Here is a 22,269-nt window from a genome sequence, read left to right as displayed (position 1 = left end):
CAATAATTTTGATAAATAATAATGTAAAGATAGGATTTCTATTCTCTGGTCAAGGGAGTCATTATAGGAAAATGGGACAAAAATTGTTTGAAAATAATAACGTTTTTAAACAAAGTCTTATCACCAGTGATTCTATTATTCAGAAAAATATAGACCGATCACTTATATATGAATTATACAAAGAAACGAATCCTACATTCGATGATCTTCTAATTACCCATCCGGCAATAGTAGCCATAGAGATTGCAATGTATACAGTAATGGAGGATCTAGGAGTATTTCCGGATTATGTTTGTGGAAACAGTCTAGGAGAGTTTGCTGCAGGAGTGGCCAGCGGAATATGGGATGCAAGAAGTGCTCTGGAAGCATCAATAGAACAAGCTAAATCTATTGTACGAGAAAATACAGAAGGAGGAATGATAACAGTATTTCGAGAAGGAATTAGTAAGTTAAATAAGTTGTATACAAAGCATAATTTGTATTTAGCATCTTCTAATTTTAGTGGACATAACACATTTTCAGGTTTAAAACACGATATAGAAGCTTTTAAACGCGAATTGAAAAAACTAAATTTAAATCATGTTCAACTTCCTGTAAATTATCCTTTTCATTCTCCATTGATTAAAAATGCAAAACACGGATTTGATTATTTTATGAGTCATAATATTTCTCTATCAACACCACGTTGTAATTATTACTCTGGCGCCGATGGCAGACAACTTTCTGAATTTGGTAGAGAATATTTTTGGGATGTTATAAGCCGTTACAATAATATTTCTAAGACAGTAGAATCGATAGAATCCAATGGAGAAGGCATATATATAGATTTAGGACCTTCTGGGACTATGGCAACTTTTGTTCAATATAACATAAACAAAAGTTCTAAATCCAAAGTTTTTAAAATCATGACTCCTTTTCAGCAAGAAGAAATTCAATTGGAAAGATTTATCAATGAATACAAAATTAATACCACTTGAGATAGCTCTGGTATGCTTTTATGATTATTAATGAATTTTAGAAAGAGTCAAGCCTTAAAATATAACATATGAATAGATTAAATTAATGATTGGAGAAGGGAAAATTATTTTACAAAGAGACAAGATGACCTTTGTTTCTTCATTTTGCGTGCTAAATAAAGATGCTATCGATTTGGATCAATATTTACACTTTTTACATAGAAAAGAATTGAGATATCTTGAAACATTAAAATTTGAAAAAAGAAGATCAAACTTTTTAATGGGAAGAGTAGCAGCAAAAACCGCCATATCTAAACTAAGTGATGAACCATTGGACTCAATAGCCATAGAGTATGGGGTATTTAAATTTCCAATCGTAAAATCCATAGGGATTCATAATATCCAAATAGGTATAAGTCATACTAAAAATATAGGCTTTGCTATTGCTTTTCCCGAAGAACATCCTATGGGAATAGATGTTGAAATTATAGATGATAATAGGGTAAATACAATAAGAAAATTTATTACAGAAAAAGAGCTGGGTTTAATTGCCAATATTGAGAAACCTTTTAATATGACCTCCACGTTGGTTTGGTCGGTTAAAGAAAGTATTTCTAAAATATTTAAAACCGGATTGACAATGGATTTTAATGTTTTGGAAATGAAAACTTTAATTAAAAAAGGAGATTTTTATATTAGCACATTTCAAAATATAGCACAGTATAAAGGAATTTCTTATCAAAATCAGGAGTATATTTTTTCTTTGGTGTTACCAAAAAACACCGTAATAGATTTAGAAGTATATAAGAATACAATAGATCAAATCTTAAACACAGAATGTAACAAATAAGTTTATGTAAGTTACTCTTACTATAGAAATGCTCTGAAGTAAATTAATTTATAAAACTAAGTGGAAAATAGATAAGCAATTAATGAATGTTAAAACTTTTTATGTGTCCGGTCTTTCGGTGAAAAATCAATGTTATTTAATACACTTAAATAATACTGGAATTTTTATCGATCCGGCTTGGAATTATGATTTGCTTAATGGTTTTTTAGAAGAAAATAACATTAAGCTAAAAGCTATTTTACTCACTCACTCTCATATAGACCATATCAATCTTGCAAATGAATTTGCTCAAAAATATAACGTACCAGTTTATATGTCCAAGGAAGAAATAGATTACTATAATTTCAGTTGTACAAACCTTATAGAAGTTAAACACCTTCAGGATATTATTCTAAATGGTTTTAGAATACAACCAATTCTTACTCCAGGTCATACCAAAGGTAGTGTTTGTTACCTGATAGAGAACCATCTTTTTTCTGGGGATACTGTATTTATAGAAGGAGTAGGGATTTGTAGTGTTGAAGGTAGCGATGTGCATCAAATGTATGATTCTGTTCAGTATCTCAAAAAAAGTTTACCATTGGATACTTTTATTTGGCCTGGACATTCTTATGGAGAATTGCCCGGAAAAACCTTGAGGTTTTTGTTAAAAAACAATATTTATTTTCAATTAGAAAACAGAAAACATTTTACAAGTTTCAGAATGAGAAAAGGCCAAAAAAACCTGTTTGATTTTATGTAGTAGTAATAACAATGAATTTAAGAAAATTGATTTTAATTTAAGTAAGTATGAATAAGGTAATTTATTGTTTTACTTTAAGAGAATATAGAAAACAACATGCACGCTATCAAAAAGAAATTAGGTTTGAAGATGCACTAAAACTTGCTATAAAGGAAATTACACTATCTATTTTAATTTCTAAGAAAAAAGGGTTTGTAACAGAATTGATAACAGATGTAGAAAGTTATCAAGTTCTTAAGAATCTTCCTTGCGATAAGCTGTCTCTGGACTTAGAATTTATATCGGATAAGTATTCATCTTGGGTTGAGGTAAAAGCATTTATCATTGCAAAACAAACAGAACCTTTTGTTTATATGGATTGGAATATTTTGCTCAATGATGATGCAATAGTGCAATCGTTAAAAAACTGTAAAGAGGATTTTGTAATAGCTTCACTTTATGATATTCCTTACTATTATCGTGCGGAAGATCAAATGAGAGTTTCTCATAGAGACATAGGAGAATACTCTTGGCTTATAGATATTGGAGGGAATTATATAGAAGAATTTCAGCAACATCATTTGTATGCATTCAATTGTAGTATTTTAGGGTTTAATAACTTAGATTTTAGAGATGCATATATTGAGAATTTTCTAAAGTGCCTAAACGTTATACGAAAAACTGATAAAAAGAACGACTCTATGCGTACAATAGAGGAATATCTTTTGTATGCAGTTGCTAAGTCCAGAGATGCATCTTATAATGCATTGTTTCATGAAATTTATGAGGAGCGAAAACGTGAGAATAATTTATTCAATTCAAGATCATTACTTAGATCAAAAAAGTTAAGAGAAGCACTTTCTAAAATTCTACTTAGACAAGAAGAACATAGATTTAGTTCCTCAAACTTAAAGGACAGAAAGTTTTCGTTAATCTTGGCAAAACATCGAAAATTGAGACCCGATTTATTCAATGAACAAACTTTGAAATTATCTAAAATTTTAGCCAAAAAAACACCAACCGAGATTCATGATATTTTCAAGAAGGAATTCCCAGATCATCCACTGGTGAGTACTAAAACAAATACAAAAGCTTTTAATGGTGTTATGATAAGTTTATGTACCGTAGTGATGAACAGAAAGGAGCATTTGATAAAAACTCTTAAACACAACTTATCCATAATAAAGGAGTTTAAAGGAAAAGTGGATATTAATGTCATAAATTATAATTCAACTGACGGATTAGAGGATTATTTGTTTGAGCAAAGTTGGTTTTTAAAAGGGGTACAAAAAGGTTATATAAATTATTATCGTAATTATAGTGCAAGATTTTACCATCGTACATTGCCTAAAAATGCAATTCATTTCCTTGCAGAAGGTACATATCTTATTAATATTGATGCTGATAATTTTGTGAGTACAGATTACTTAAAATATTGTATGTCTTCAATAAATGAAGATCACAATGTTTATTTTCGGCCTTCACGAGAAAGCGCATCAGGAACATACGGCCGTATTGGAATTCATAGAAGAGACTTTAAACATATTGGTGGTTACAATCTCAAAATTGAAAATTATGGTTTTGAGGATGTAGAAATTACTATTAGATTACGTAAAAAAGGAGTTAACCAATTACTAGTACCTGCATTTTTATGTCAGGACGCTATTGATCATAAAGACGAAATACGTACCGAAAATGAAAAGAATACTAAGATCTTTAATGATAATTGTGATGAATCAGATCATAGAAATAGAAGAATTGAATTTGATCTATATCCAAATAAATATCTAAATGTGGACATCGAAGTATTTAAAATCAATCATAAAAGAATCCCGGAAAAAGTTTTAGACCTGGAGGTGAAATAATATGAAAGCTTTATTTTTTTTATTAAATCATCAAAATGAAGGCACCTTTGAAGTTGAATTTCAATAATTAATAAAAAAACATATGTTTTTTTGAATAAAATTAGTGTCAACAAAATACCTCTTCCTATCTTTGTTCGACCAAAGAAGTTGGTTGATAACATTGTTTTTACCTAAAAATTAATCGATTGAAACTAAATATTAAAAACGAAACTTCGAGGCTTAGAGCTGTTGTTTTAGGAACCGCTGTAAGTAATGGTGCTGTTCCCAAAGTCGAGGAAGCATATGACCCAAAATCTATAGAGCATATAAAAGCTGGTACCTATCCAAAAGAAGAAGATATGGTGGCAGAAATGACAGCAGTGGCTAACGTTTTTGAAAAGTATGATGTAAAGGTTTACAGACCTCAGATAATAGAAAATTATAACCAAATTTTTGCACGTGATATTGCTTTAGTAATTGAGGATAAATTTATAAAATCCAATATCCTTCCGGATAGAGAAAAAGAGATTCAGGCTATCCAATACGTTATTGATGAAATTGCACCGGATAAAGTTTATAAAGCTCCATCAGATGATATTCATTTTGAAGGAGGTGATATTATGCTTCACAACGATCATATTTTTATTGGAACATATAAAGGCGAAGATTATAGTGATTGTATTGTCGCAAGGACAAATATGAAAGGAGTTTCTTATATTCAATCGCTTTTCCCTAGTAAAATAGTTAAAGAATTCGATCTCAATAAGTCTATGGAGGATCCAAGGGATAATGCTTTACATTTGGATTGCTGTTTTCAACCTGTTGGTAAAAATAAAGCAATTATACATAAAGAAGGTTTTAGAAACTTAGATGATTATCAATATTTAGTAGATCTTTTTGGAAATGAAAATCTATTTCATATAGATAAAAATGAAATGTACTACATGAACTCTAATATATTTTCCATTTCTGAAGATGTGGTAATTTCTGAAAAAGGCTTTACAAGATTAAACTCTTGGTTAAGAGGTTTAAATATAACGGTAGAAGAAGTTCCTTATTCCGAAATAGCAAAACAAGAAGGATTGCTTAGATGTTCTACGATGCCGTTAATCAGGGATTAAATGGTGGAGAATTATATAACAACTTTTGTAAAAAGATGAAACAAGTTACAAATACTATAGTAATGATTCGTCCTGTTAGATTTAGGATGAATGAACAAACAGCCGTTAATAATTATTATCAGAAGACCTCAGATGATAAGATAGATGTTAACAAGAATGCTCAAGAAGAATTCGATGCTTTTGTTGGAAAACTGAGAGCGGTTGGTGTAAATGTTATCGTTGTCGAAGATAAACTGGAGAATGATACTCCAGATTCTATTTTTCCAAATAATTGGGTGTCTTTTCATGAAAATGGAGATATTGGCTTATATCCAATGTTTGCAGTTAATAGACGTCGAGAAAGGCGTCCTGAAATTTTAGATGCTGTGGAGAATGAAGGTTTTGAAATAAAAAATGTTGTTGATTATACCTCTGCAGAAGAGGATGATGTTTTTCTTGAAGGTACAGGAAGTATTGTATTGGATAGGGAAAATAGAAAAGCATATTGTGCTTTATCTCCACGAGCAGATGAAGAGTTGTTTATTGAGTTTTGTGAGGACTTCGAGTATACTCCTGTAATTTTTACAGCGTATCAGACGGTAGAAGGAGAAAGATTGGCTATTTATCATACTAATGTAATGATGGGTATTGGTGAGACTTTTGCAGTAGTTTGCCTAGATTGTATAGATGACAAAAAGGAACGCAAAAACTTAGTAAACCATCTGAAAGACGACGGAAAAGAAATTGTAAACATCACTGAAGAACAAGTAAATCAGTTTGCTGGAAATATGCTTCAAGTTGTTGGCGCAAAAGAGCAAAGATATTTAGTGATGTCTTCTGCTGCATTCCATAGTCTAACTCAAAATCAAATTACAACCATAGAAAAGCATTGTGAAATCCTTCATAGTAATTTGGAAACTATCGAAAAATTAGGTGGAGGAAGTGCTCGTTGTATGATGGCTGAAGTATTTCTGCCCGAAAAATAATGAAACTTATCTTTAGTGGCTTGTCTATTCATGTTTGCCAGAAAAAACATAAAAGAATATAGAAAAAGGTGATGTAATATCTTTTAGTTATTTTTGAGTATTGTAAAAATGATTAAATGCTCTCGAAAAAAACAAAATATGGTTTAAAAGCTTTGACCTATATCGCAAGAAAAAAATGTGAGCATCCGGTTTTGATATCCGAAATAGCCAAAAGTGAAAATATTTCGCAAAAGTTTTTAGAAAGTATATTACTAACCTTGCGTAAAAATGGAATTCTAGGATCTAAAAAAGGGAAAGGTGGTGGATATTATTTAATTAAGCCGCCTAAAGAAATTTCAATGGCTGCTGTCATTAGAGTATTAGAAGGACCTATCGCGATGCTACCATGTGTGAGCTTAAATTTCTACGAAAAATGTGATGATTGTCCAGATGAAGATGCTTGTACAGTTCATAAACTGATGATAGAGGTAAGAGATAATACCTTAAAAGTTTTAGAAAACAAGACTTTAAATGATTTTATAGAATAAAAAGGATAAATTGTTAATTTTCAATAACTCTAATAAAATCATAAGGACCTTCAATCTTACCCCAAACTTGTTTTCCTTCGCTATCATATCCACGATCCCAAGAAGATATTTTATTCCTGCTCATAACAATATTACTTGTAGTGTATTTAATTTTTTTACTAAAACTACTGGAGCAAGAGTTTTTACTGGTTTTTCCTTGATATATGGTCGACGTCTTTTTTTTAAAATAAACGTCACAACCTGCTCTAACGGTTAAACTGTCAATTGTTAACTGATTAAAAAGAGACGTGTCTTTCCAACCATTAATGTATTTTTTTTGATTAGGGATTATATAGCTGCTACTACTTATGGTAATACTGTCTACTCTTTTAATGTTAATAATTCTTTGGTTATAAATCGCAGTACTTTTTTCTTCATTAAACAGTTCTTGATAGAACCAATAGCCAGATTGATCTTTCCATATTGGGGAGTTAATAAGGCAAACTGCTGCATACCCGGATTCTTCTTTAGCTTGTTTTTTGGAAGAAAACTTACCTGTTAATATTTGTACAAAATCTTCTAATTCAGGATCGTTTACAACTTTACTGTTGCAGTTACATAAGAAGATTAGTGTGATAAGAAAAGGGAGTAATTTCCGCATTTGCCTTTTTTTCAAAAATACTAATATTTATAACAAAAAACGTATTTTATCGATTTAAATTGCCTTTTATCTATGTTTTATTGCGTTTTGAGAAGAGATATTTCGTATCATTCCGCCAAAAATAAAGTAATGAAAAGGAACCATAACATACCAATACAACCGTCCCCATATCCCTCTTGGCCTAAAAGTAGCAGTTTGATGAAGTATGTTGTTTTGATCAATATCAAATTCTAACCAGGCTTCTCCTGGTACTTTCATTTCTGCGAATAGTAGTAAACGTTTTTCGGTTTTATCTGCTACAAGTACTCTCCAAAAATCTAAGGCATCTCCCGAATTAATTTTATCAGGATTTGTTCTACCTCTTCGTAATCCGACTCCTCCAAAAAACTTATCAATATGGCCTCTTATTTTCCACATCCAATCACCGTAGTACCAACCAGTCTCGCCACCAATCGCCCATATTCTTTCTATAACAAGTTCTGGATCTTTTATTTTTATCTTTTTTTTGTCTTTTAGGCACCCTTTTCTAGGTACCGTAACATATTTTTGAATGTCCTGATTAAATCGACCACTTATCATAGAATCTTTCCAACTTGATACAACCTGGTTCTGCTCTATTTTTATAAATGCTAGTTCTAGAGCCTTGGTATACGTCATAGGTTCTATACCAAGTATTTTTTGTAATCGCTTATCATTAGCAATCACAGGAATACTCATGCTATCTACTAGGTTTAGTGCGAGCTTATAGGATGTAGAAGTTACAAAATATAGCCAATACGAAGAAAGCTTAGGAGTCATTACCGGTAATGTGAAAATAAATAGCTTAATACCTCTTACTTTAGCGTATAACTGAAGCATCTGTTTGTATGTAATAACATTAGGGCCGCTAATGTCAAAGGATTGGTTATAGCATTCAGAATTTCCCAGTACGCCAGTCATAAAGCTTAAGACGTCTCTGATAGCTATAGGATGTGTTTTTGTGTTTACCCATTTTGGCGTAATCATTATCGGGAGTTTTTCACAGAGATCTCGAATGATTTCAAAGGAAGAACTTCCAGAGCCAACAATGATTCCAGAACGTAAAACTGTTAAATTAAAATCGCCTTTATATAATGTTTCTTCCACATTTTTTCTAGACCATAAATGCTTAGATAGGTTTTTTTCATTAACTATTCCACTTAAATATATGACCTGTTTAATATTAGTGTTTTTGACTAAAATGTTAAAGTTTTGAGCAGATATTTCTTCTTTCTTATCAAAATCTGAGGTAGAAGAGCTCATAGAATGGATAAGATAATAAGCTACATCGATCTGGTGTGGTAATTTGCTTGGATCTGGACGCTCAAGAAAATCTATTTCAACAATAGAAATCTTATCGGCCATTTCTTTATCAATAGAAAATCTATCTCTATCTCTTACACAACAGATTACGTCGTGACCTGCATCTAAAAGTAAGGGCAATAACCTCATGCCAATATATCCATTGGCTCCAGTAAGTAATATTTGCATTTTTTTTGATTTGGAATTGCTTAGCGCATTACTAAAAATGTATTTTTTCTTTTATTACAAGATACGAATTGATATCGATAGAACTGGTAGAACCTGATATTTCTTTTATCTTTGCAGCCTGATTTTGAGATCAAATACAATTAATAAAATGACATTACAGCAAATCATTTCAGAACAGGTAAAAGCCGCCATAAAAAAACTGTACAACGCAGATTTAGAATCTGTAGAATTGCAAGGAACTAGGAAAGAGTTTGAAGGAGATATAACCGTAGTAGTTTTTCCTATGCTTCGTGTGGTAAAAGGTAACCCAGTTCAAATAGGGGAGGCCACAGGTGCATATCTTGTCGAAAATGTTGAAGATATTACTTCTTTTAATGTGGTAAAAGGATTTTTGAATCTGGTAATTGCAGATTCATATTACCTAAAATTCTTTAAGGATGTTAAAGACAAAGAAAATTATGGTTTCCTAAATCCAAAAGAAGGAGATAAAGCTGTAATGGTAGAATATTCTTCTCCAAATACTAATAAACCTTTGCATTTGGGGCATATCAGAAATAACTTATTGGGATATGCAGTAGCCGAAATTATAAAAGCTAGCGGTAAAAAGGTATATAAAACACAAATTATCAACGACCGTGGAATTCATATTTGTAAAAGTATGGTAGCATGGCAAAAATTTGGTAATGGAGAGACTCCACAATCTACTGGTTTAAAAGGTGATAAATTAGTAGGGAATTATTACGTGAAATTTGATAAAGAATATAAAAATCAGATTGCTACACTAGTAGATGAAGGAACATCAGAAGAAGAAGCTAAAAAAGAAGCACCAATATTAATTGAAGCCCAAGAAATGCTACGTAAGTGGGAAGCTGGAGATACAGAGGTCGTAGATCTTTGGAATACCATGAATAATTGGGTATATGATGGCTTCGAACAAACGTATAAAGCTTTAGGTGTAGACTTCGATAGTTATTATTATGAAAGTAACACCTATTTGCTGGGTAAAGATAATATTGAAGAAGGTCTTGCGAAAGGAGTGTTCTTTCAAAAAGACGATGGTTCTGTTTGGTGTGATCTTACTGATGAAGGTCTCGATGAAAAACTAGTATTAAGAAGTGATGGTACGGCCGTGTATATGACTCAGGACATAGGTACAGCAATCCAGCGAGTAAAGGATAATCCAGATATTGGAGGTATGATCTACACGGTTGGAAATGAGCAAGATTATCATTTCAAAGTTCTCTTTTTGATTCTTAAGAAATTAGGATATGATTGGTCCGATAATTTACATCATTTAAGTTACGGAATGGTAGATTTACCAAGCGGTAAGATGAAAAGTAGAGAAGGTACCGTGGTAGATGCGGATGATCTAATAGTAGAAATGACTGAAACAGCAGGTGAAATTTCTAAGGAATTAGGGAAATTAGATGGGTATAGCGAAGAAGAAAAAAATAATGTTTATAAAACTATTGGTTTAGGAGCATTAAAATATTTTATCTTAAAAGTAGATCCTAAAAAAAGAATTCTTTTTGATCCAGCAGAGTCGGTAGATTTTCAAGGAAATACAGGGCCTTTTATACAATATACCTATGCTAGGATTCAGGCGATTCTTCGTAAAGCAGATTTTAATTGGAAAGAGGAAGTTAGTGATATAGCTCTAACAAGCAGAGAGAAAGAACTTGTTAAATTATTAGAGGTATATCCCGAAATTATTCAGAATGCGGCTAAGGATCTTAGTCCAGCGGTGATAGCAAATTATACTTATGATTTGGTAAAGGCGTACAACTCCTTCTTTCAAAATGTATCTATTTTTGGAGCGGATTCAGAAGAAGAAAAGATATTTAGAGTACAACTTTCTGGAGCAGTTGGAGAAACCATTAAATCTGCTTTTGGATTGTTAGGGATAAATGTGCCGGAACGCATGTAAATGGGAAACTACGATGTATGGTGCTTGGGTAATCTAATACAAAACGTACTTCCTTGCCCAAGCTTACTTTCTACCTCTAACGTTCCTTGATTAAGTAATATTAATTCATTACATATTTTTAATCCTAACCCTGTTCCTGATTCATTATCTGTTCCTTTGGTCGTTAAGGTAATATCAGAAAACAGTTTTGTGATGTTTTCTTTTGGTATTCCAACACCAGTATCTTTGAAATAGATGCTTACTGAGTCCTTTTGCTCTTTTTTATTTATAGTGAGAGAATCACCAGCTTTGCAAAACTTAACCGCATTAGCGATGATATTTTGCGCTACAATCGTGCACATATCTTTATCTGCAAATACTTTGGTGAAATCAGTAATATTATTAATCAGTTTTACTCCTTTTTCAGAAGCACGAGAAGTAAAGAAGACAATTTTTTCATTGATAACTTCAGTAAAGTCAAAGTCCTTTGGAGTAGCTTTGAGCTCTTTCATCTGAGATTTCGACCAATTTAAAAGGTTGTTTAATAGTATTGAAGTCTGATGTGTGCTATGAGCTAAGATAGGAATGATTTCTTTAAATTCGGTTTCGGAAATAACATCATCTTTTAATAAATTAAGAGTTTTGTCTAAACCATGAATTTCATTTTTTAAATCATGAGAGACTATAGAGAATAACTTGTTTTTTACCTGGTTCGATTGGTTTAGTTCTTTTATGTATTTTGCTCTTTGAATACGCGCCTTGATAATTCCTATGATGAAAATAAAAGCAACTATAAACGCAGCAATGGCAAGGTATGTGTAGATTTTTTGTTTAAATAGTTCTTCTTTAGCTTCTTGTTTTTCTCTTTTTTGTTTATCAAGAGAAGCTTGTTGTTTCTTCTCATTTTCTAATCTACTCTTTACAATATCTATTTGTTGTGTCGTTTCTTTTAATGTGTGTTTTTGATACAAATCCTTGTACTGTTTTTGCCATTTGTATGCATTTAAAAAGTCGCCTCTTGCAGAATCTAGAACAGCATATAGGTCATAAGAGTTGAGAAGGAGTGGAGTAGAATTCATTTTTTCTGATTCTTCTTTGGCAGAAGAAATATAATTTTCTGCTTCTTCAAACTTTTCTGTAGTAATAGCGATTTCGGCTAAGGACAATTTCGTTCTAATCAGCCTTTCTTTGTAGGCAACTTTACCACCAATAAAAAGAGCAGATTCATAATATTTTTTGGCTTTCTGATAGTCTTTTTTGATAAATGATATTCTTCCTAATGCACTATAACTTTCAGCTATTCCGTAGCTATAGTTCTCCTTTTTATTCATCTCCAAGGATTCATTAGAAAAATACAAAGCACTATCTAATTTGTTTTCTTTAATGTAAATAATGGCTATGTTGTGAAGCGTAGAGCCTACGGTATTGGAACCTGTTTTCTTTTTTAATTCTAATGATTGTCTATAATATTTTTTAGCGGGCTCAAAGTTCTTTAAATGAGCATATACATTACCGATGTTGTTGATAGTGGTAGCTAATTTTAGGCTATCTTTTAGTTTCTCATAATAGGAATAAGCTTCTAGGAGATGAATCAAGCTTTTTTCTGCGTTTCCAAGTCTCTGTTCGATAACGGCTTTGTTATTTTGGGTAATAGCTAATCCTCTAGTATGATTTACCCTTCCGTAATATAAGAAGGCCTGATCATAACAACGCAAAGCCTCAAAAAGTTGATCGGTTTGGTTATAAATATTTGCTTTTTCATTATATAGCTTTCCAACCCCTTTATCATATTTTATTTGTTGAGAGATTCGTATGATAGTGTCGGAATATCTTAGACCTTCTTCAAACTTTTCTTTTAAGCTTAAATCATATATGAGATCAGCAGCTAGGTCAATATTCGAGGAATCGGCGATAGAATTTGTTGCATTCACAATACTATCCAACTTTTGATGTTGACTATAGGTATGTGCATACAGAAATAGCGCTACAAACGCTAGATAGTAAGTAGTAGGTTTCATAATAAGATTTAAGGCACTTAAAAATTACAATATTTTTGGGGACTTTATATTTTTTTAACAAAAAATTTTATTCCTAAGTCATTTTTCTTATTTTTATGGAGACTGACGTTTTACCCCAAAAGATTAGAAGAACACTTCTGTTTATTTCATGAATTACCTAATATCAAGAGCTACCGATACTGATTTACCATTAATGCAACGACTGTTTTATCAAACAGTAACGATGTATGGTTCGAAAATTTTCACTAAAGCCGAAGTGAAAATATATTCCCGTCTTGCATTGGATAAAAACCATTGGATTCAAAAATTTAAAGATGATTTTATTTATAATGCCAAGCTTAATGGAGAAATAATAGGATCATTTACTCTTAACAAAAATGGAGATATTGAATATATTTTTGTTCATCAAAACTATCAGGGAAGAGGGATTGCAAAAAAACTATATCAAAAATTAGAAGAAGTTGCAAAAGATGCTGGTGTAGAAATGCTTTCGACGCAAATAAATCTCAATACAAAAGCTTTTTTCGAAAAAAATGGTTTTAGAGTTGTTAAGAACATTGAGAAAGTTGCTGGAGGTGATGATGTAGTGAGCTATAGTGGAATAAAACACCTTTAAAAACTAAGACGAAAAAAAGCATTTGGAGTTGTTCCGAGTCCAAATTCCTGTATTTCTTCAATCTGATTTGTATCGTTTAGCGTATAGTATTGATTAAACGTATTTTCTTGGTCCAAAACATTCCATACAGAAACTCCTGTTAATCCACTTAAGTAATTGTTAATTTTAAACTTATACGTAGCAGATAAATCAACTCTTATGTAGTTATTCAGTCTTGAGCTATTTGGAGCTTCATACGTAATAGTATCTCCCATATCATTGTTTGTGAAATCAGGTAGTGTGTTAGGTTTTCCACTGTGCCAGTTGATACCTGCAGATATTTTGAGATTATTTCTATTATAAGCAGCGGCAAAGTTAATGTTGTGTCTTATATCTATATTATTAGCAAAATTAGATGGGACAAGATTATTAAAAGAATAAGTGTTGTCCGCATAAGAATAACTAAGCCAGGTACTAAAATTTTTAAACCTTTTATTAATCAAAAAATCTACTCCCAAAACCTCATAAGAACCATGATCATCAGAAAATTCGAATTGATTCTGAAACCCTTGGCTTCTGGTAATGATACCAGATACTTCTTTGCGATATATATCTGTAGATATTAGCCAGTTATTATGATTATAACTAAGCCCAACTGAAATCTGGTTGCTTTTTAAAACAGGAATGTTATTGTCATTGGATAGTACCCATCTCCTGTTTTCAATACCCAAAAAGTCATTTTGAAGGTCAATGATTTGGGAGGTCGATTGACTTTTGATTTCGCCCAAGATCTCTAGCGTAAAATGATTAGAAAATCTCTTATAAAAATTTATTCTTGGTTCTAGAATATATGTATCAAATTTTTCCAAATAATTAAGACGAGCTCCTAAATTACCATATAAAGATCCATCTTTAGAATGGTATGCAAGTTCTGAAAAGATACTATGAGTTCGTATTACTTCTTTTGTCAGATTCCTAAATGTAGGGTTATTAAGGTCTTGCAGATAGGTAATACCTGTTTCGTTAAATTGATATCCATTTTTAAAATTGAGATTGGTGTTTATCTTAAATTCAGTATTCAGTTTTAAACCGTTTTCCAATACGTCATTTTCCTGAAGTAGGCGTTGATTATTTTGGATATCTGAGTTGATGGTTTCTAATCGATAATTTGTTCCATAGAGAAGTAGTTCTGTTTTGAATATGTCGCTCCATTTTCTTTGATATAAAAGACCACCAACCAAATTATTTTGTTGGGCACTGCTTTCCCTAGAAATATCTATCTGGTTATCAAAAGAGTTTTCTTGGAAAACTAAATTGTTTCTCATAATGAGTCCATTAATCTTTATTAGGTCTTTATCGGATAATTGATACAACCACCTAAGACTTATATCATAAAAAGAAAACCTTTGTCCAGAATTACCATTACTAATCACTTCAGAATTTTGAAAAGCTTTATCAAAATATTGATTATAAGTAGGTGTTTCTATAATGTCATTAATAGAATGTCGAATGGCAAATTGAACAGAAGATTTTTTGCCGATAGGCGTATCAATGTAAGTGTCGGCACTAATTAGGTTTAGTCCGATACTTGCATCTAATTCTTTATGAACTTTATCAGAAGTGTTCATAGCAATCACACTAGATACTCCATCACCATATGCAGCACTTGAACCATTTTTAAAAACTTGAACATTCTTTGTAAGAAAAGGATTAAAAGCAGATATGAGACCGAAAAAATGACTGGATTGATACATTTTAATTCCATCCCAAAGAATAAGGTTTTGATCATTTGTTCCTCCTCTTACATTAATATCAGAAACAGTTTCATTTACACTTAAGACACCTGGAAGTGCCTGAATAGTTTGTAATAAATCAGGTTCCACAAGACCGGGAAGAATTCCAAAATCATTATAATCGATCTGTATTGAACCGTCTAATTGTTTATCAATCCCCTTGATTAAATAATCGTTAATCACAATTTCATTGATATATTCAAATTTTGGTGTTAGAAGGATTTTTTTACAAGGTTGTTTAATAAAATCAAAAGCCGAAATTGTTAGGGGTGTATATCCTAAAAAACTAATAGTTATTTTTTCATTTGGAGAATCTATTTGAAGCGAAAAGTTTCCAGTAGAATTGCTGATAACCGAATCTGCCGAACTTACAACAGAAGCGTTGGCTATAACTTTTTGATCAATATCATATAAAATTCCACATATCTTTTGAGGAATGAATTGAATCGTTATCGTATTGTCAGGTAGTATAACATACTCAAATGGTGTGTTTTCTCTTAAATATAACAGCACATCATCTAAAGATAAAGTTTCCGGAGGTTTGTTAATAGATATATACTCTAATTCCTCATTTACATATGAGAAATCATATCCGAATTGTTGTTGTACATCTCTTAAAATAGAGACAAGAGGATATAGTTCTTTTTCAGTTTGACAATAACTAGTAAAAAGAATAAAAAAAAATAGAATAGTAGAAACGAGGATTTTGGGTCGAATCACTCTTTGAATAAAGTTACAGTTTTGTTATTAATCACATATTTCAAACGCATAGGAATCGTAATTGATTTCAATGCTAATTCAATATCTGAATGTACAAAATTACCTGTAAATATTATACTTGGATCGATATTTTTTGTTTTAATTTCAACCCCATATTGCCATTCTAACTCTTTTAAAACTCTGGAATAAGGAGTTTTGAAAAAATAACTTTTGTTGTAGTACCATTTTGGTTCCTTATCATTAACCTTTAATTGTTTGATACCTTTTGAGTCATATACAACAGCATCTCTTTCTCTAAGATACTTTGTTTCTTTGTTAATTGTAACACTTACAACCCCTTCATAACAGGTTACTTCTAATAAGTTTTCTCTTTGTTTTACATTAAACCGAGTACCTATGACACTAATTGTTCCTAATGAAGTTTCAACGTCAAACTTTTTTCCTTGAGCAACATTAAAATAAGCTTCGCCAGATAAATGTATTTTTCGCTTAGTATTCCAATTCTTTTCATCATATGTTACTAAAGAAGTGGAATTTAATCTAACGGTTGACTCGTCGGGTAAGTTAATTTTGGTTTTTTGGCTTGCTAATGTTTCTACTTTAGTGTTATAATCATTTGAGAAAGCAAAATATAATCCAATTCCAATTACAAAAGCAGCTGCAATACGTAATACTACTTTCAAATAATTCTTACTTGGTGAATTTGTATTTCTAGATTTTAATTGCTGATTCATTTTCTGCATATTCTCTGACACATCAAATTCTGGAGCACTAAATTTTTTAGCGGTCTCTGATATTTTTACATAAGAATCATAGACGTCCAATTTTTTGAACGCCTCTGATTCCTGCTTAGTGAGTTGTTCGTTGTCCAACCACTTTTGTATAAGATCTTCCTTTTTCATAACAAGATTCTTAATTATATAACAATTGGTAGGTCTAAATTCCTACCTGCTTTTTAATTTTTTTAAATTCCCTCTATTTCTGTTCTTAGTTTTTCTAGTGCAGTATAAATTCTTTTTTCTACGGCTTTTCTAGATATTCCTAAAAGTTCAGCAATTTCTTTATGCTTTTTACCCTCAACTCTGTTCATTAAAAAAGCAACACGTTGTGCTTCTGTAAGATTAGAAAGAGCGTTTTGATATTTTAAAAGGTATTCTTTCTCTTCCAAAATGAATTCAGGACTTTCATTGGTGCGATCTTTTTTTTCAGATAATTTATATTTTAATTTTACTTTGTCATGTTTTATCTGATTTAATGTGAGATTATTAGCTACAGTAAATAAAAAGCTTTTGGCTTTGTCTACAGTAACATTACCACAGTTATCCCAAAGTTTCATAAAAGCTTCTTGAACTTGATCTTTTGGATTGACTTGCGAACCGTATTTGAAATAAATGAAATCATGAAGATTTTTAGAATGTTTTGTAAAAAGTTCAGAAAACAATCGTTCCTCACAAATATCCTTAAATAGGGATTTAGGCATTTTGATTTTTTTTCAAATGTAAAAAAAATATAAAGTTGGTGGGAATTTCATCTTTGAAATTGTTATACTATTTGAATATAAAGAAGAAAAGAGTATGCGTGTTTTAAGAAAATGTTTTTTGACAATCTTGTTTGGTTGCGGGTTAGTATTAATTTCCTGTCAGGAAGAAGAACAAGAGATTATAGATCCAACTATTGACAATACTATTCCTCAGAATTCTCGACTTGCAGGTCTTATGAGAAATATTGTTACACATGATGGTTCATATGATGACGTCGTAGATGGAGGAAATTGTTTTAGTATTAACCTACCTTATACTATAATACTTAATACTCAGCCAACGATAATCGATTCCATCGAGGATTATAATCAATTGAGTAGTTCAGATGATATAGAAATCCAATTTCCGATTAAAATTACAACAGCTAATCATGTAGTTGAAACTATAGAAAATAAAAATGATTTAAATGCATTAGCGAATACTTGTGAAATACAAGATGAGGATATTGAGTGTGTTGATTTTGTATATCCTTTTGTGTTTGCAACATTTGATTCTGGTAATAATATATTGGGGACGACAGAAGTGTTTCATGATGCTCAAGTGTTTGGATTTATGGGAAGTTTGAATGAAAATACCGTAGTATCTATTAACTATCCTATTCAATTGCTTCTTAGTAATGGAGAATTTTTAGAGGTAGCACATAATACCGATTTACTTTCTGGTATTGAGGCGTTTGAACAATCATGTGAAGAAAATGATGGGTGAAAAATGTTTAATTTTTTAACTAAAAAGTTAAACAAAAAGTTAAAAAAGTGCTAAAATCATATTTTGAGGTAGCAATTTTAGAAAGCGAGTTGTTTCATCATCGAACAAATAATTAAAAATAAAAACCAATAACATGAAAAATTACTTCAAAAAGGCTTTTTTCGCATTATGCTTAATTTCGATCGTTGCTTGTAGTGACGATGACGATACTACTTTTATCCCTGTTTCAATGACCATCGCGGATTTCGTTGCGGACAATGCGGATTATAGTTCTTTACTTGCAGCTTTAGAAAGAACAAATCTGGATGTTACGTTAAATAGCAATGGAGATTTTACAGTATTTGCACCAAACAATGCAGCATTTACTGAATTCTTAGACGGTGCAGCTTTAGAAGATGTACCAGTTGAAACTTTAGAACAAATTCTATTAAATCACGTTTTAGATGTTAGAGCTCCATCTTCTAGTCTCTCTACAGGCTATGTTAGCAATCTAGCAACAGAGTCCAATAGCAGTGCTAATCTTAGTATGTATATCAATACATCCAACGGAGTAGTTATTAATGGTGATGTTACGGTAACAACTGCTGATATAATGACTGACAATGGGATTATTCATGCAGTAGATAAAGTTATTCCTCTACCAACTATGCTTACATTTGTCGGAGCTGACAGTAATTTTTCAACTTTAGCTACAGTTGCAACGACTACCACTGGGTTTTTAACAGACTTTGGAGCTGTTCTTAGTGGAGCAGATAGTAATTTAACATTATTAGCTCCAGATAACGATGCTTTTACTGCTTTAGGAGATATTTCTGGTGTTCCAGCAGCTACTATCGAGCAAATTTTATTAAATCATGTGATAGCGGGAACAAATATTTCTTCTTCCCTTACTACAAGTTATAATAACACTCTAGCTACTTATGGAAGTACTATGAACAATCTTAGTATTTATATAAATACGGAAAACGGAGTTTCCTTTAATGGGATTTCCACGGTTACGGAAGCTGATATTGTAGCATCTAATGGAGTAATACACAAAGTTGGGTCGGTAATTACTTTACCTACTGTAGTAACATTTGCTACTGCAGATGCAACTTTTTCTACACTGGTAGAAGCTTTAACAACGCTAACACCTTCTACAGATTTTGTAGCTGCCTTAAGTACAGAAAATGGAACAGCACCAGCTCCTTTTACAGTTTTTGCACCAACTAATGATGCATTTGCAGCGATTGATGTTCCAATGGATGAAAATGTTTTGGCTAATATTTTAAATTATCACGTAGTTGGAGAGAATAATGTGCGCTCTACTGATTTGGTAGATGGTCCTGTTACTATGTTAAATGATATTGATGTAACTATTGATGCTTCCGCACCAAGTGTTACTGGATCAGGAAACACAACGGCTAGTAATATTGTCGTAGTGGATGTGCAAGCCGCAAATGGAGTGGTACATGTGATTGATCAAGTTTTGATCCCAGCTCCAACAAATTAAGATAGAACCCTCTTTTTAAGATTACCCCAAAATAAAAATTCTTCTTTAAGGGCATTTAGTTACAGATTGATTTTTCAATTAGTTAAGAGCTAAATGCCCTTTTTTACACACTCATTTTAAATATTAACTAATTTAAATTAAAACCTATGAAAACGTTAATCAAAAGATTATCGGTGCCTTTGTTGTGCCTTTTCGTAATCAATGTTTTTATCTCTTGTAAAACAGATAATGAACAGTTAAATGAATCAGATCCAAGTTTGATTGAATTTGAAGAATCAAACATCATCAGCTTTGATGAAATAGAAGAAATGACCCAAAATATAATTGATGGTGAGTTGCTAGAGCCTGAAAATGAAGAAGAAGCTTTTGGCTTGTCTAAAAATTCTTTATTTGATATTAGTAGAGAAAGAAGAGTATATGATTTTTCTGCATCAATCAATAGCGGGGCTGGAGCAGGAACTAATATTGAAGGTGAACTTCGTTTAAATTTTACTTTATATCATGCTAGTTTTACCATTGTTAGAGGGAACTTGGTATTACCAGATGGCTCAAGAGCACGAACTAGAGGAGCTATTATAAGTGACGGTATTGTTTATCTAATCATAAATCCACCTGGAAGGAATTTAATTTTTGGAATTGGTAGAGTAGATGAAGAAGGGAACTTAGAAGGAGGATTTAGAATTTTTGGTAATGGTATTGGTAGAGGAGAATGGAGTGCGGAATTAATTAAAACAATTTTCCCTGATAAAACAATAGTGGAGTTAATTGTTGAGGATGGTAGATTCACCTCTTTAGTAGGAGCATTACAAGCTACTGATTTAGTAGCGCCTCTAACAGGAGAAGGTCCGTTCACTGTTTTCGCTCCAACCGATGAAGCGTTTGCTGCATTGGATGAAGTTCCAGAATTAGAAGTTTTAAAACAAGTACTGTTATATCATGTAGCGAGTGGGAGATTAAATACCCCACAGTTATTGGCACAGGAAATGATTGAGACATTGCAAGGAGAAAATATAAAAGTTAGTCTAGATGATAATAATGAAATAGTAATTAATGATACCGTAAAATTACTTTCTGCAAACATCGGAGGATCTAATGGAGTAATTCAGGTTATAGATGCAGTATTGATACCACCATCATTTCAACCACTACAAAGTATTGTAGAGATTGCTGTAGCCACTCCAGAGTTATCAACTTTAGTAGGTGCTTTGCAAGAGGCTGATCTTGTTGATACTTTGAATGGAGACGGACCTTTCACAGTATTTGCACCGACCAATGATGCATTTGCTGCTTTAGAATCGATTCCTAGTGGAGAAGCTCTTACAGAAGTTCTTTTATATCATGTTGCAGCAGGTAAGTTTACGGCAGAAGATTTAATAGCTGGTCAGACGGTTACAACAGTGCAAGGAGATGAGGTAACTATAGAAATGATAGATGGAGAAGTGTTTCTAAATGGCGCTATTAAAGTCATAATTGCAGATATTGAAGCTTCTAATGGTATTGTTCATGTTATAGATGGGGTTTTACTGCCTCCTGCTGATTTACAATCAATCGTAGAGATAGCTGTAGCCACACCAGAGTTATCAACGCTAGTAAGTGCATTACAAGCGGCTGATCTTGTTGATACGTTAAATGGAGATGGTCCTTTCACAGTATTTGCACCGACCAATGATGCATTTGCTGCTTTAGAAGTGATTCCAAGTGGAGAAGCTCTTACAGAGGTTCTTTTGTATCATGTTGCAGCAGGTAAGTTTACGGCAGAAGATTTGATTGCTGGTCAGACAGTTACAACAGTGCAAGGAGATGAGGTGACTATAGAAATGATAGATGGAGAAGTATTTTTAAATGGCTCTATTAAAGTTGTAATTGCAGATGTTGAAGCTTCTAATGGTATTGTTCATGTTATAGATGGGGTTTTACTACCTCCTGCTGATTTACAATCAATTGTAGAGATAGCTGTAGGTACACCAGAACTTTCTACTTTAGTGGGTGCATTACAAGCAGCTGATCTTGTTGATACGTTAAATGGAGACGGACCTTTCACAGTATTTGCACCGACCAATGATGCATTTGCTGCTTTAGAATCGATTCCAAGTGGAGAAGCTCTTACAGAAGTTTTGTTATATCATGTTGCAGCAGGTAAGTTTACTGCCCAAGATTTATTGGCTGGTCAAACTGTAACTACCGTACAAGGAGAAGAAGTAACTATAGAAATGATCGACGGTGTGGTGTTTTTAAATGAGTCCATTAAAGTGTTGTTGGCAGGTGTAGAAGCTTCAAATGGAATTGTACATGTAATTAATGAAGTTTTAATTCCATCAGCATTGCACTAAAAGAAATAGACATTTGAGTTAGCCATAAATAATTGT

18 protein-coding genes are annotated in these 22,269 nt (G+C 32.1%); 12 read left to right on the top strand and 6 right to left on the bottom strand.

The features are described 5' to 3' along the window. The first annotated feature begins 8 nt into the window (after positions 1–8). The 7 genes from Q1A73_RS18035 to Q1A73_RS18005 all read left to right on the top strand — a co-directional run bounded on the left by Q1A73_RS18035 (position 9) and on the right by Q1A73_RS18005 (position 6,984). On the top strand, positions 9–977 hold the full coding sequence (locus Q1A73_RS18035; RefSeq protein ID WP_299608325.1) for an acyltransferase domain-containing protein: 969 nt from the start codon (positions 9–11) through the stop codon (positions 975–977). 85 nt (positions 978–1,062) lie between these two features. Then, positions 1,063–1,806, top strand: coding sequence for a 4'-phosphopantetheinyl transferase superfamily protein (locus Q1A73_RS18030; protein ID WP_299608323.1), 744 nt, complete (start codon positions 1,063–1,065; stop codon positions 1,804–1,806). A gap of 82 nt (positions 1,807–1,888) precedes the next feature. Next, positions 1,889–2,548 (top strand): MBL fold metallo-hydrolase, encoded by a 660-nt coding sequence (locus Q1A73_RS18025; RefSeq protein WP_299608321.1) that lies wholly within the window; start codon positions 1,889–1,891, stop codon positions 2,546–2,548. A gap of 47 nt (positions 2,549–2,595) precedes the next feature. Continuing rightward, complete coding sequence (locus Q1A73_RS18020; RefSeq protein WP_299608319.1) at positions 2,596–4,392, top strand: galactosyltransferase-related protein; 1,797 nt, start codon at positions 2,596–2,598, stop codon at positions 4,390–4,392. 185 nt (positions 4,393–4,577) lie between these two features. Continuing rightward, positions 4,578–5,492: an amidinotransferase gene (locus Q1A73_RS18015; RefSeq protein WP_299608317.1), complete on the top strand. Its 915-nt coding sequence runs from the start codon at positions 4,578–4,580 to the stop codon at positions 5,490–5,492. A 35-nt stretch (positions 5,493–5,527) separates the two neighbouring features. Then, complete coding sequence (gene ctlX / locus Q1A73_RS18010) at positions 5,528–6,457, top strand: citrulline utilization hydrolase CtlX (protein ID WP_299608314.1); 930 nt, start codon at positions 5,528–5,530, stop codon at positions 6,455–6,457. A 116-nt stretch (positions 6,458–6,573) separates the two neighbouring features. Further along, on the top strand, positions 6,574–6,984 hold the full coding sequence (locus Q1A73_RS18005; protein WP_299608311.1) for an Rrf2 family transcriptional regulator: 411 nt from the start codon (positions 6,574–6,576) through the stop codon (positions 6,982–6,984). Between the two features lie 13 nt (positions 6,985–6,997). Here the strand turns inward: Q1A73_RS18005 and Q1A73_RS18000 are convergent, their stop codons facing one another. Beyond that, the gene (locus Q1A73_RS18000) at positions 6,998–7,624 is read right to left on the bottom strand and encodes a chromophore lyase CpcT/CpeT (protein WP_299608309.1); all 627 of its coding nucleotides are present in this window, start codon (positions 7,622–7,624) and stop codon (positions 6,998–7,000) included. 66 nt (positions 7,625–7,690) lie between these two features. Beyond that, on the bottom strand, positions 7,691–9,133 hold the full coding sequence (locus Q1A73_RS17995) for an SDR family oxidoreductase (RefSeq protein WP_299608308.1): 1,443 nt from the start codon (positions 9,131–9,133) through the stop codon (positions 7,691–7,693). A 148-nt stretch (positions 9,134–9,281) separates the two neighbouring features. Between Q1A73_RS17995 and argS the strand changes: the two genes are divergently transcribed. Next, positions 9,282–11,060 (top strand): arginine--tRNA ligase, encoded by a 1,779-nt coding sequence (argS, locus tag Q1A73_RS17990; RefSeq protein ID WP_299608306.1) that lies wholly within the window; start codon positions 9,282–9,284, stop codon positions 11,058–11,060. Positions 11,061–11,068: 8 nt separating this feature from the next. On the opposite strand, the gene Q1A73_RS17985 is transcribed toward argS, so the two are convergent. Next, entirely contained in the window at positions 11,069–13,057 is a 1,989-nt protein-coding gene (locus Q1A73_RS17985) for a tetratricopeptide repeat-containing sensor histidine kinase (RefSeq protein WP_299608304.1), read from the bottom strand. 148 nt (positions 13,058–13,205) lie between these two features. Here Q1A73_RS17985 and Q1A73_RS17980 point away from each other — a divergent pair, with 148 nt between their 5' ends. After that, a complete protein-coding gene (locus Q1A73_RS17980; RefSeq protein WP_299608301.1) occupies positions 13,206–13,673 on the top strand; it encodes a GNAT family N-acetyltransferase in 468 nt (155 codons plus the stop codon). On the opposite strand, the gene Q1A73_RS17975 is transcribed toward Q1A73_RS17980, so the two are convergent. The 3 genes from Q1A73_RS17975 to Q1A73_RS17965 form a co-directional block, all read right to left on the bottom strand. Further along, positions 13,670–16,165, bottom strand: coding sequence for a TonB-dependent receptor (locus tag Q1A73_RS17975; protein ID WP_299608298.1), 2,496 nt, complete (start codon positions 16,163–16,165; stop codon positions 13,670–13,672). The two genes, Q1A73_RS17980 and Q1A73_RS17975, sit on opposite strands and share 4 nt — an antisense overlap. After that, positions 16,162–17,067, bottom strand: coding sequence for a FecR family protein (locus Q1A73_RS17970; protein WP_299608296.1), 906 nt, complete (start codon positions 17,065–17,067; stop codon positions 16,162–16,164). Before Q1A73_RS17970 ends, Q1A73_RS17975 begins: the two co-directional genes overlap by 4 nt. A 62-nt stretch (positions 17,068–17,129) precedes the next feature. Then, on the bottom strand, positions 17,130–17,645 hold the full coding sequence (locus tag Q1A73_RS17965; RefSeq protein WP_299608294.1) for a sigma-70 family RNA polymerase sigma factor: 516 nt from the start codon (positions 17,643–17,645) through the stop codon (positions 17,130–17,132). A 118-nt stretch (positions 17,646–17,763) separates the two neighbouring features. Between Q1A73_RS17965 and Q1A73_RS17960 the strand changes: the two genes are divergently transcribed. The 3 genes from Q1A73_RS17960 to Q1A73_RS17950 all read left to right on the top strand — a co-directional run bounded on the left by Q1A73_RS17960 (position 17,764) and on the right by Q1A73_RS17950 (position 22,233). Continuing rightward, positions 17,764–18,411: a hypothetical protein gene (locus Q1A73_RS17960; protein WP_299608292.1), complete on the top strand. Its 648-nt coding sequence runs from the start codon at positions 17,764–17,766 to the stop codon at positions 18,409–18,411. Between the two features lie 133 nt (positions 18,412–18,544). After that, positions 18,545–19,903 carry a fasciclin domain-containing protein gene (locus tag Q1A73_RS17955; RefSeq protein ID WP_299608290.1) on the top strand — a complete coding sequence of 453 codons (1,359 nt, stop codon included), beginning with the start codon at positions 18,545–18,547 and terminating at the stop codon, positions 19,901–19,903. 146 nt (positions 19,904–20,049) lie between these two features. After that, positions 20,050–22,233, top strand: a complete 2,184-nt coding sequence (locus Q1A73_RS17950) for a fasciclin domain-containing protein (protein ID WP_299608287.1) — start codon at positions 20,050–20,052, stop codon at positions 22,231–22,233. Positions 22,234–22,269: the final 36 nt, after the last annotated feature.

It is taken from the genome of uncultured Aquimarina sp. (assembly GCF_947492115.1).
Lineage (GTDB): Bacteria > Bacteroidota > Bacteroidia > Flavobacteriales > Flavobacteriaceae > Aquimarina.
Note: the sequence above shows the minus strand (reverse complement) of the source record. Positions and strands in the feature narration are given on the sequence as shown.

Excerpts from the sequence above, each read along its gene's own strand:
- Q1A73_RS18030 (WP_299608323.1), top strand. The coding sequence starts at position 1,063 with ATGATTGGAGAAGGGAAAATTATTTTACAAAGAGACAAGATGACCTTT.
- Q1A73_RS18025 (WP_299608321.1), top strand. The coding sequence starts at position 1,889 with ATGAATGTTAAAACTTTTTATGTGTCCGGTCTTTCGGTGAAAAATCAA.
- Q1A73_RS18020 (WP_299608319.1), top strand. The coding sequence starts at position 2,596 with ATGAATAAGGTAATTTATTGTTTTACTTTAAGAGAATATAGAAAACAA.
- ctlX (WP_299608314.1), top strand. The coding sequence starts at position 5,528 with ATGAAACAAGTTACAAATACTATAGTAATGATTCGTCCTGTTAGATTT.
- Q1A73_RS18005 (WP_299608311.1), top strand. The coding sequence starts at position 6,574 with ATGCTCTCGAAAAAAACAAAATATGGTTTAAAAGCTTTGACCTATATC.
- Q1A73_RS18000 (WP_299608309.1), bottom strand. The coding sequence starts at position 7,624 with ATGCGGAAATTACTCCCTTTTCTTATCACACTAATCTTCTTATGTAAC.
- Q1A73_RS17995 (WP_299608308.1), bottom strand. The coding sequence starts at position 9,133 with ATGCAAATATTACTTACTGGAGCCAATGGATATATTGGCATGAGGTTA.
- argS (WP_299608306.1), top strand. The coding sequence starts at position 9,282 with ATGACATTACAGCAAATCATTTCAGAACAGGTAAAAGCCGCCATAAAA.
- Q1A73_RS17985 (WP_299608304.1), bottom strand. The coding sequence starts at position 13,057 with ATGAAACCTACTACTTACTATCTAGCGTTTGTAGCGCTATTTCTGTAT.
- Q1A73_RS17980 (WP_299608301.1), top strand. The coding sequence starts at position 13,206 with ATGAATTACCTAATATCAAGAGCTACCGATACTGATTTACCATTAATG.
- Q1A73_RS17970 (WP_299608296.1), bottom strand. The coding sequence starts at position 17,067 with ATGAAAAAGGAAGATCTTATACAAAAGTGGTTGGACAACGAACAACTC.
- Q1A73_RS17965 (WP_299608294.1), bottom strand. The coding sequence starts at position 17,645 with ATGCCTAAATCCCTATTTAAGGATATTTGTGAGGAACGATTGTTTTCT.
- Q1A73_RS17955 (WP_299608290.1), top strand. The coding sequence starts at position 18,545 with ATGAAAAATTACTTCAAAAAGGCTTTTTTCGCATTATGCTTAATTTCG.
- Q1A73_RS17950 (WP_299608287.1), top strand. The coding sequence starts at position 20,050 with ATGAAAACGTTAATCAAAAGATTATCGGTGCCTTTGTTGTGCCTTTTC.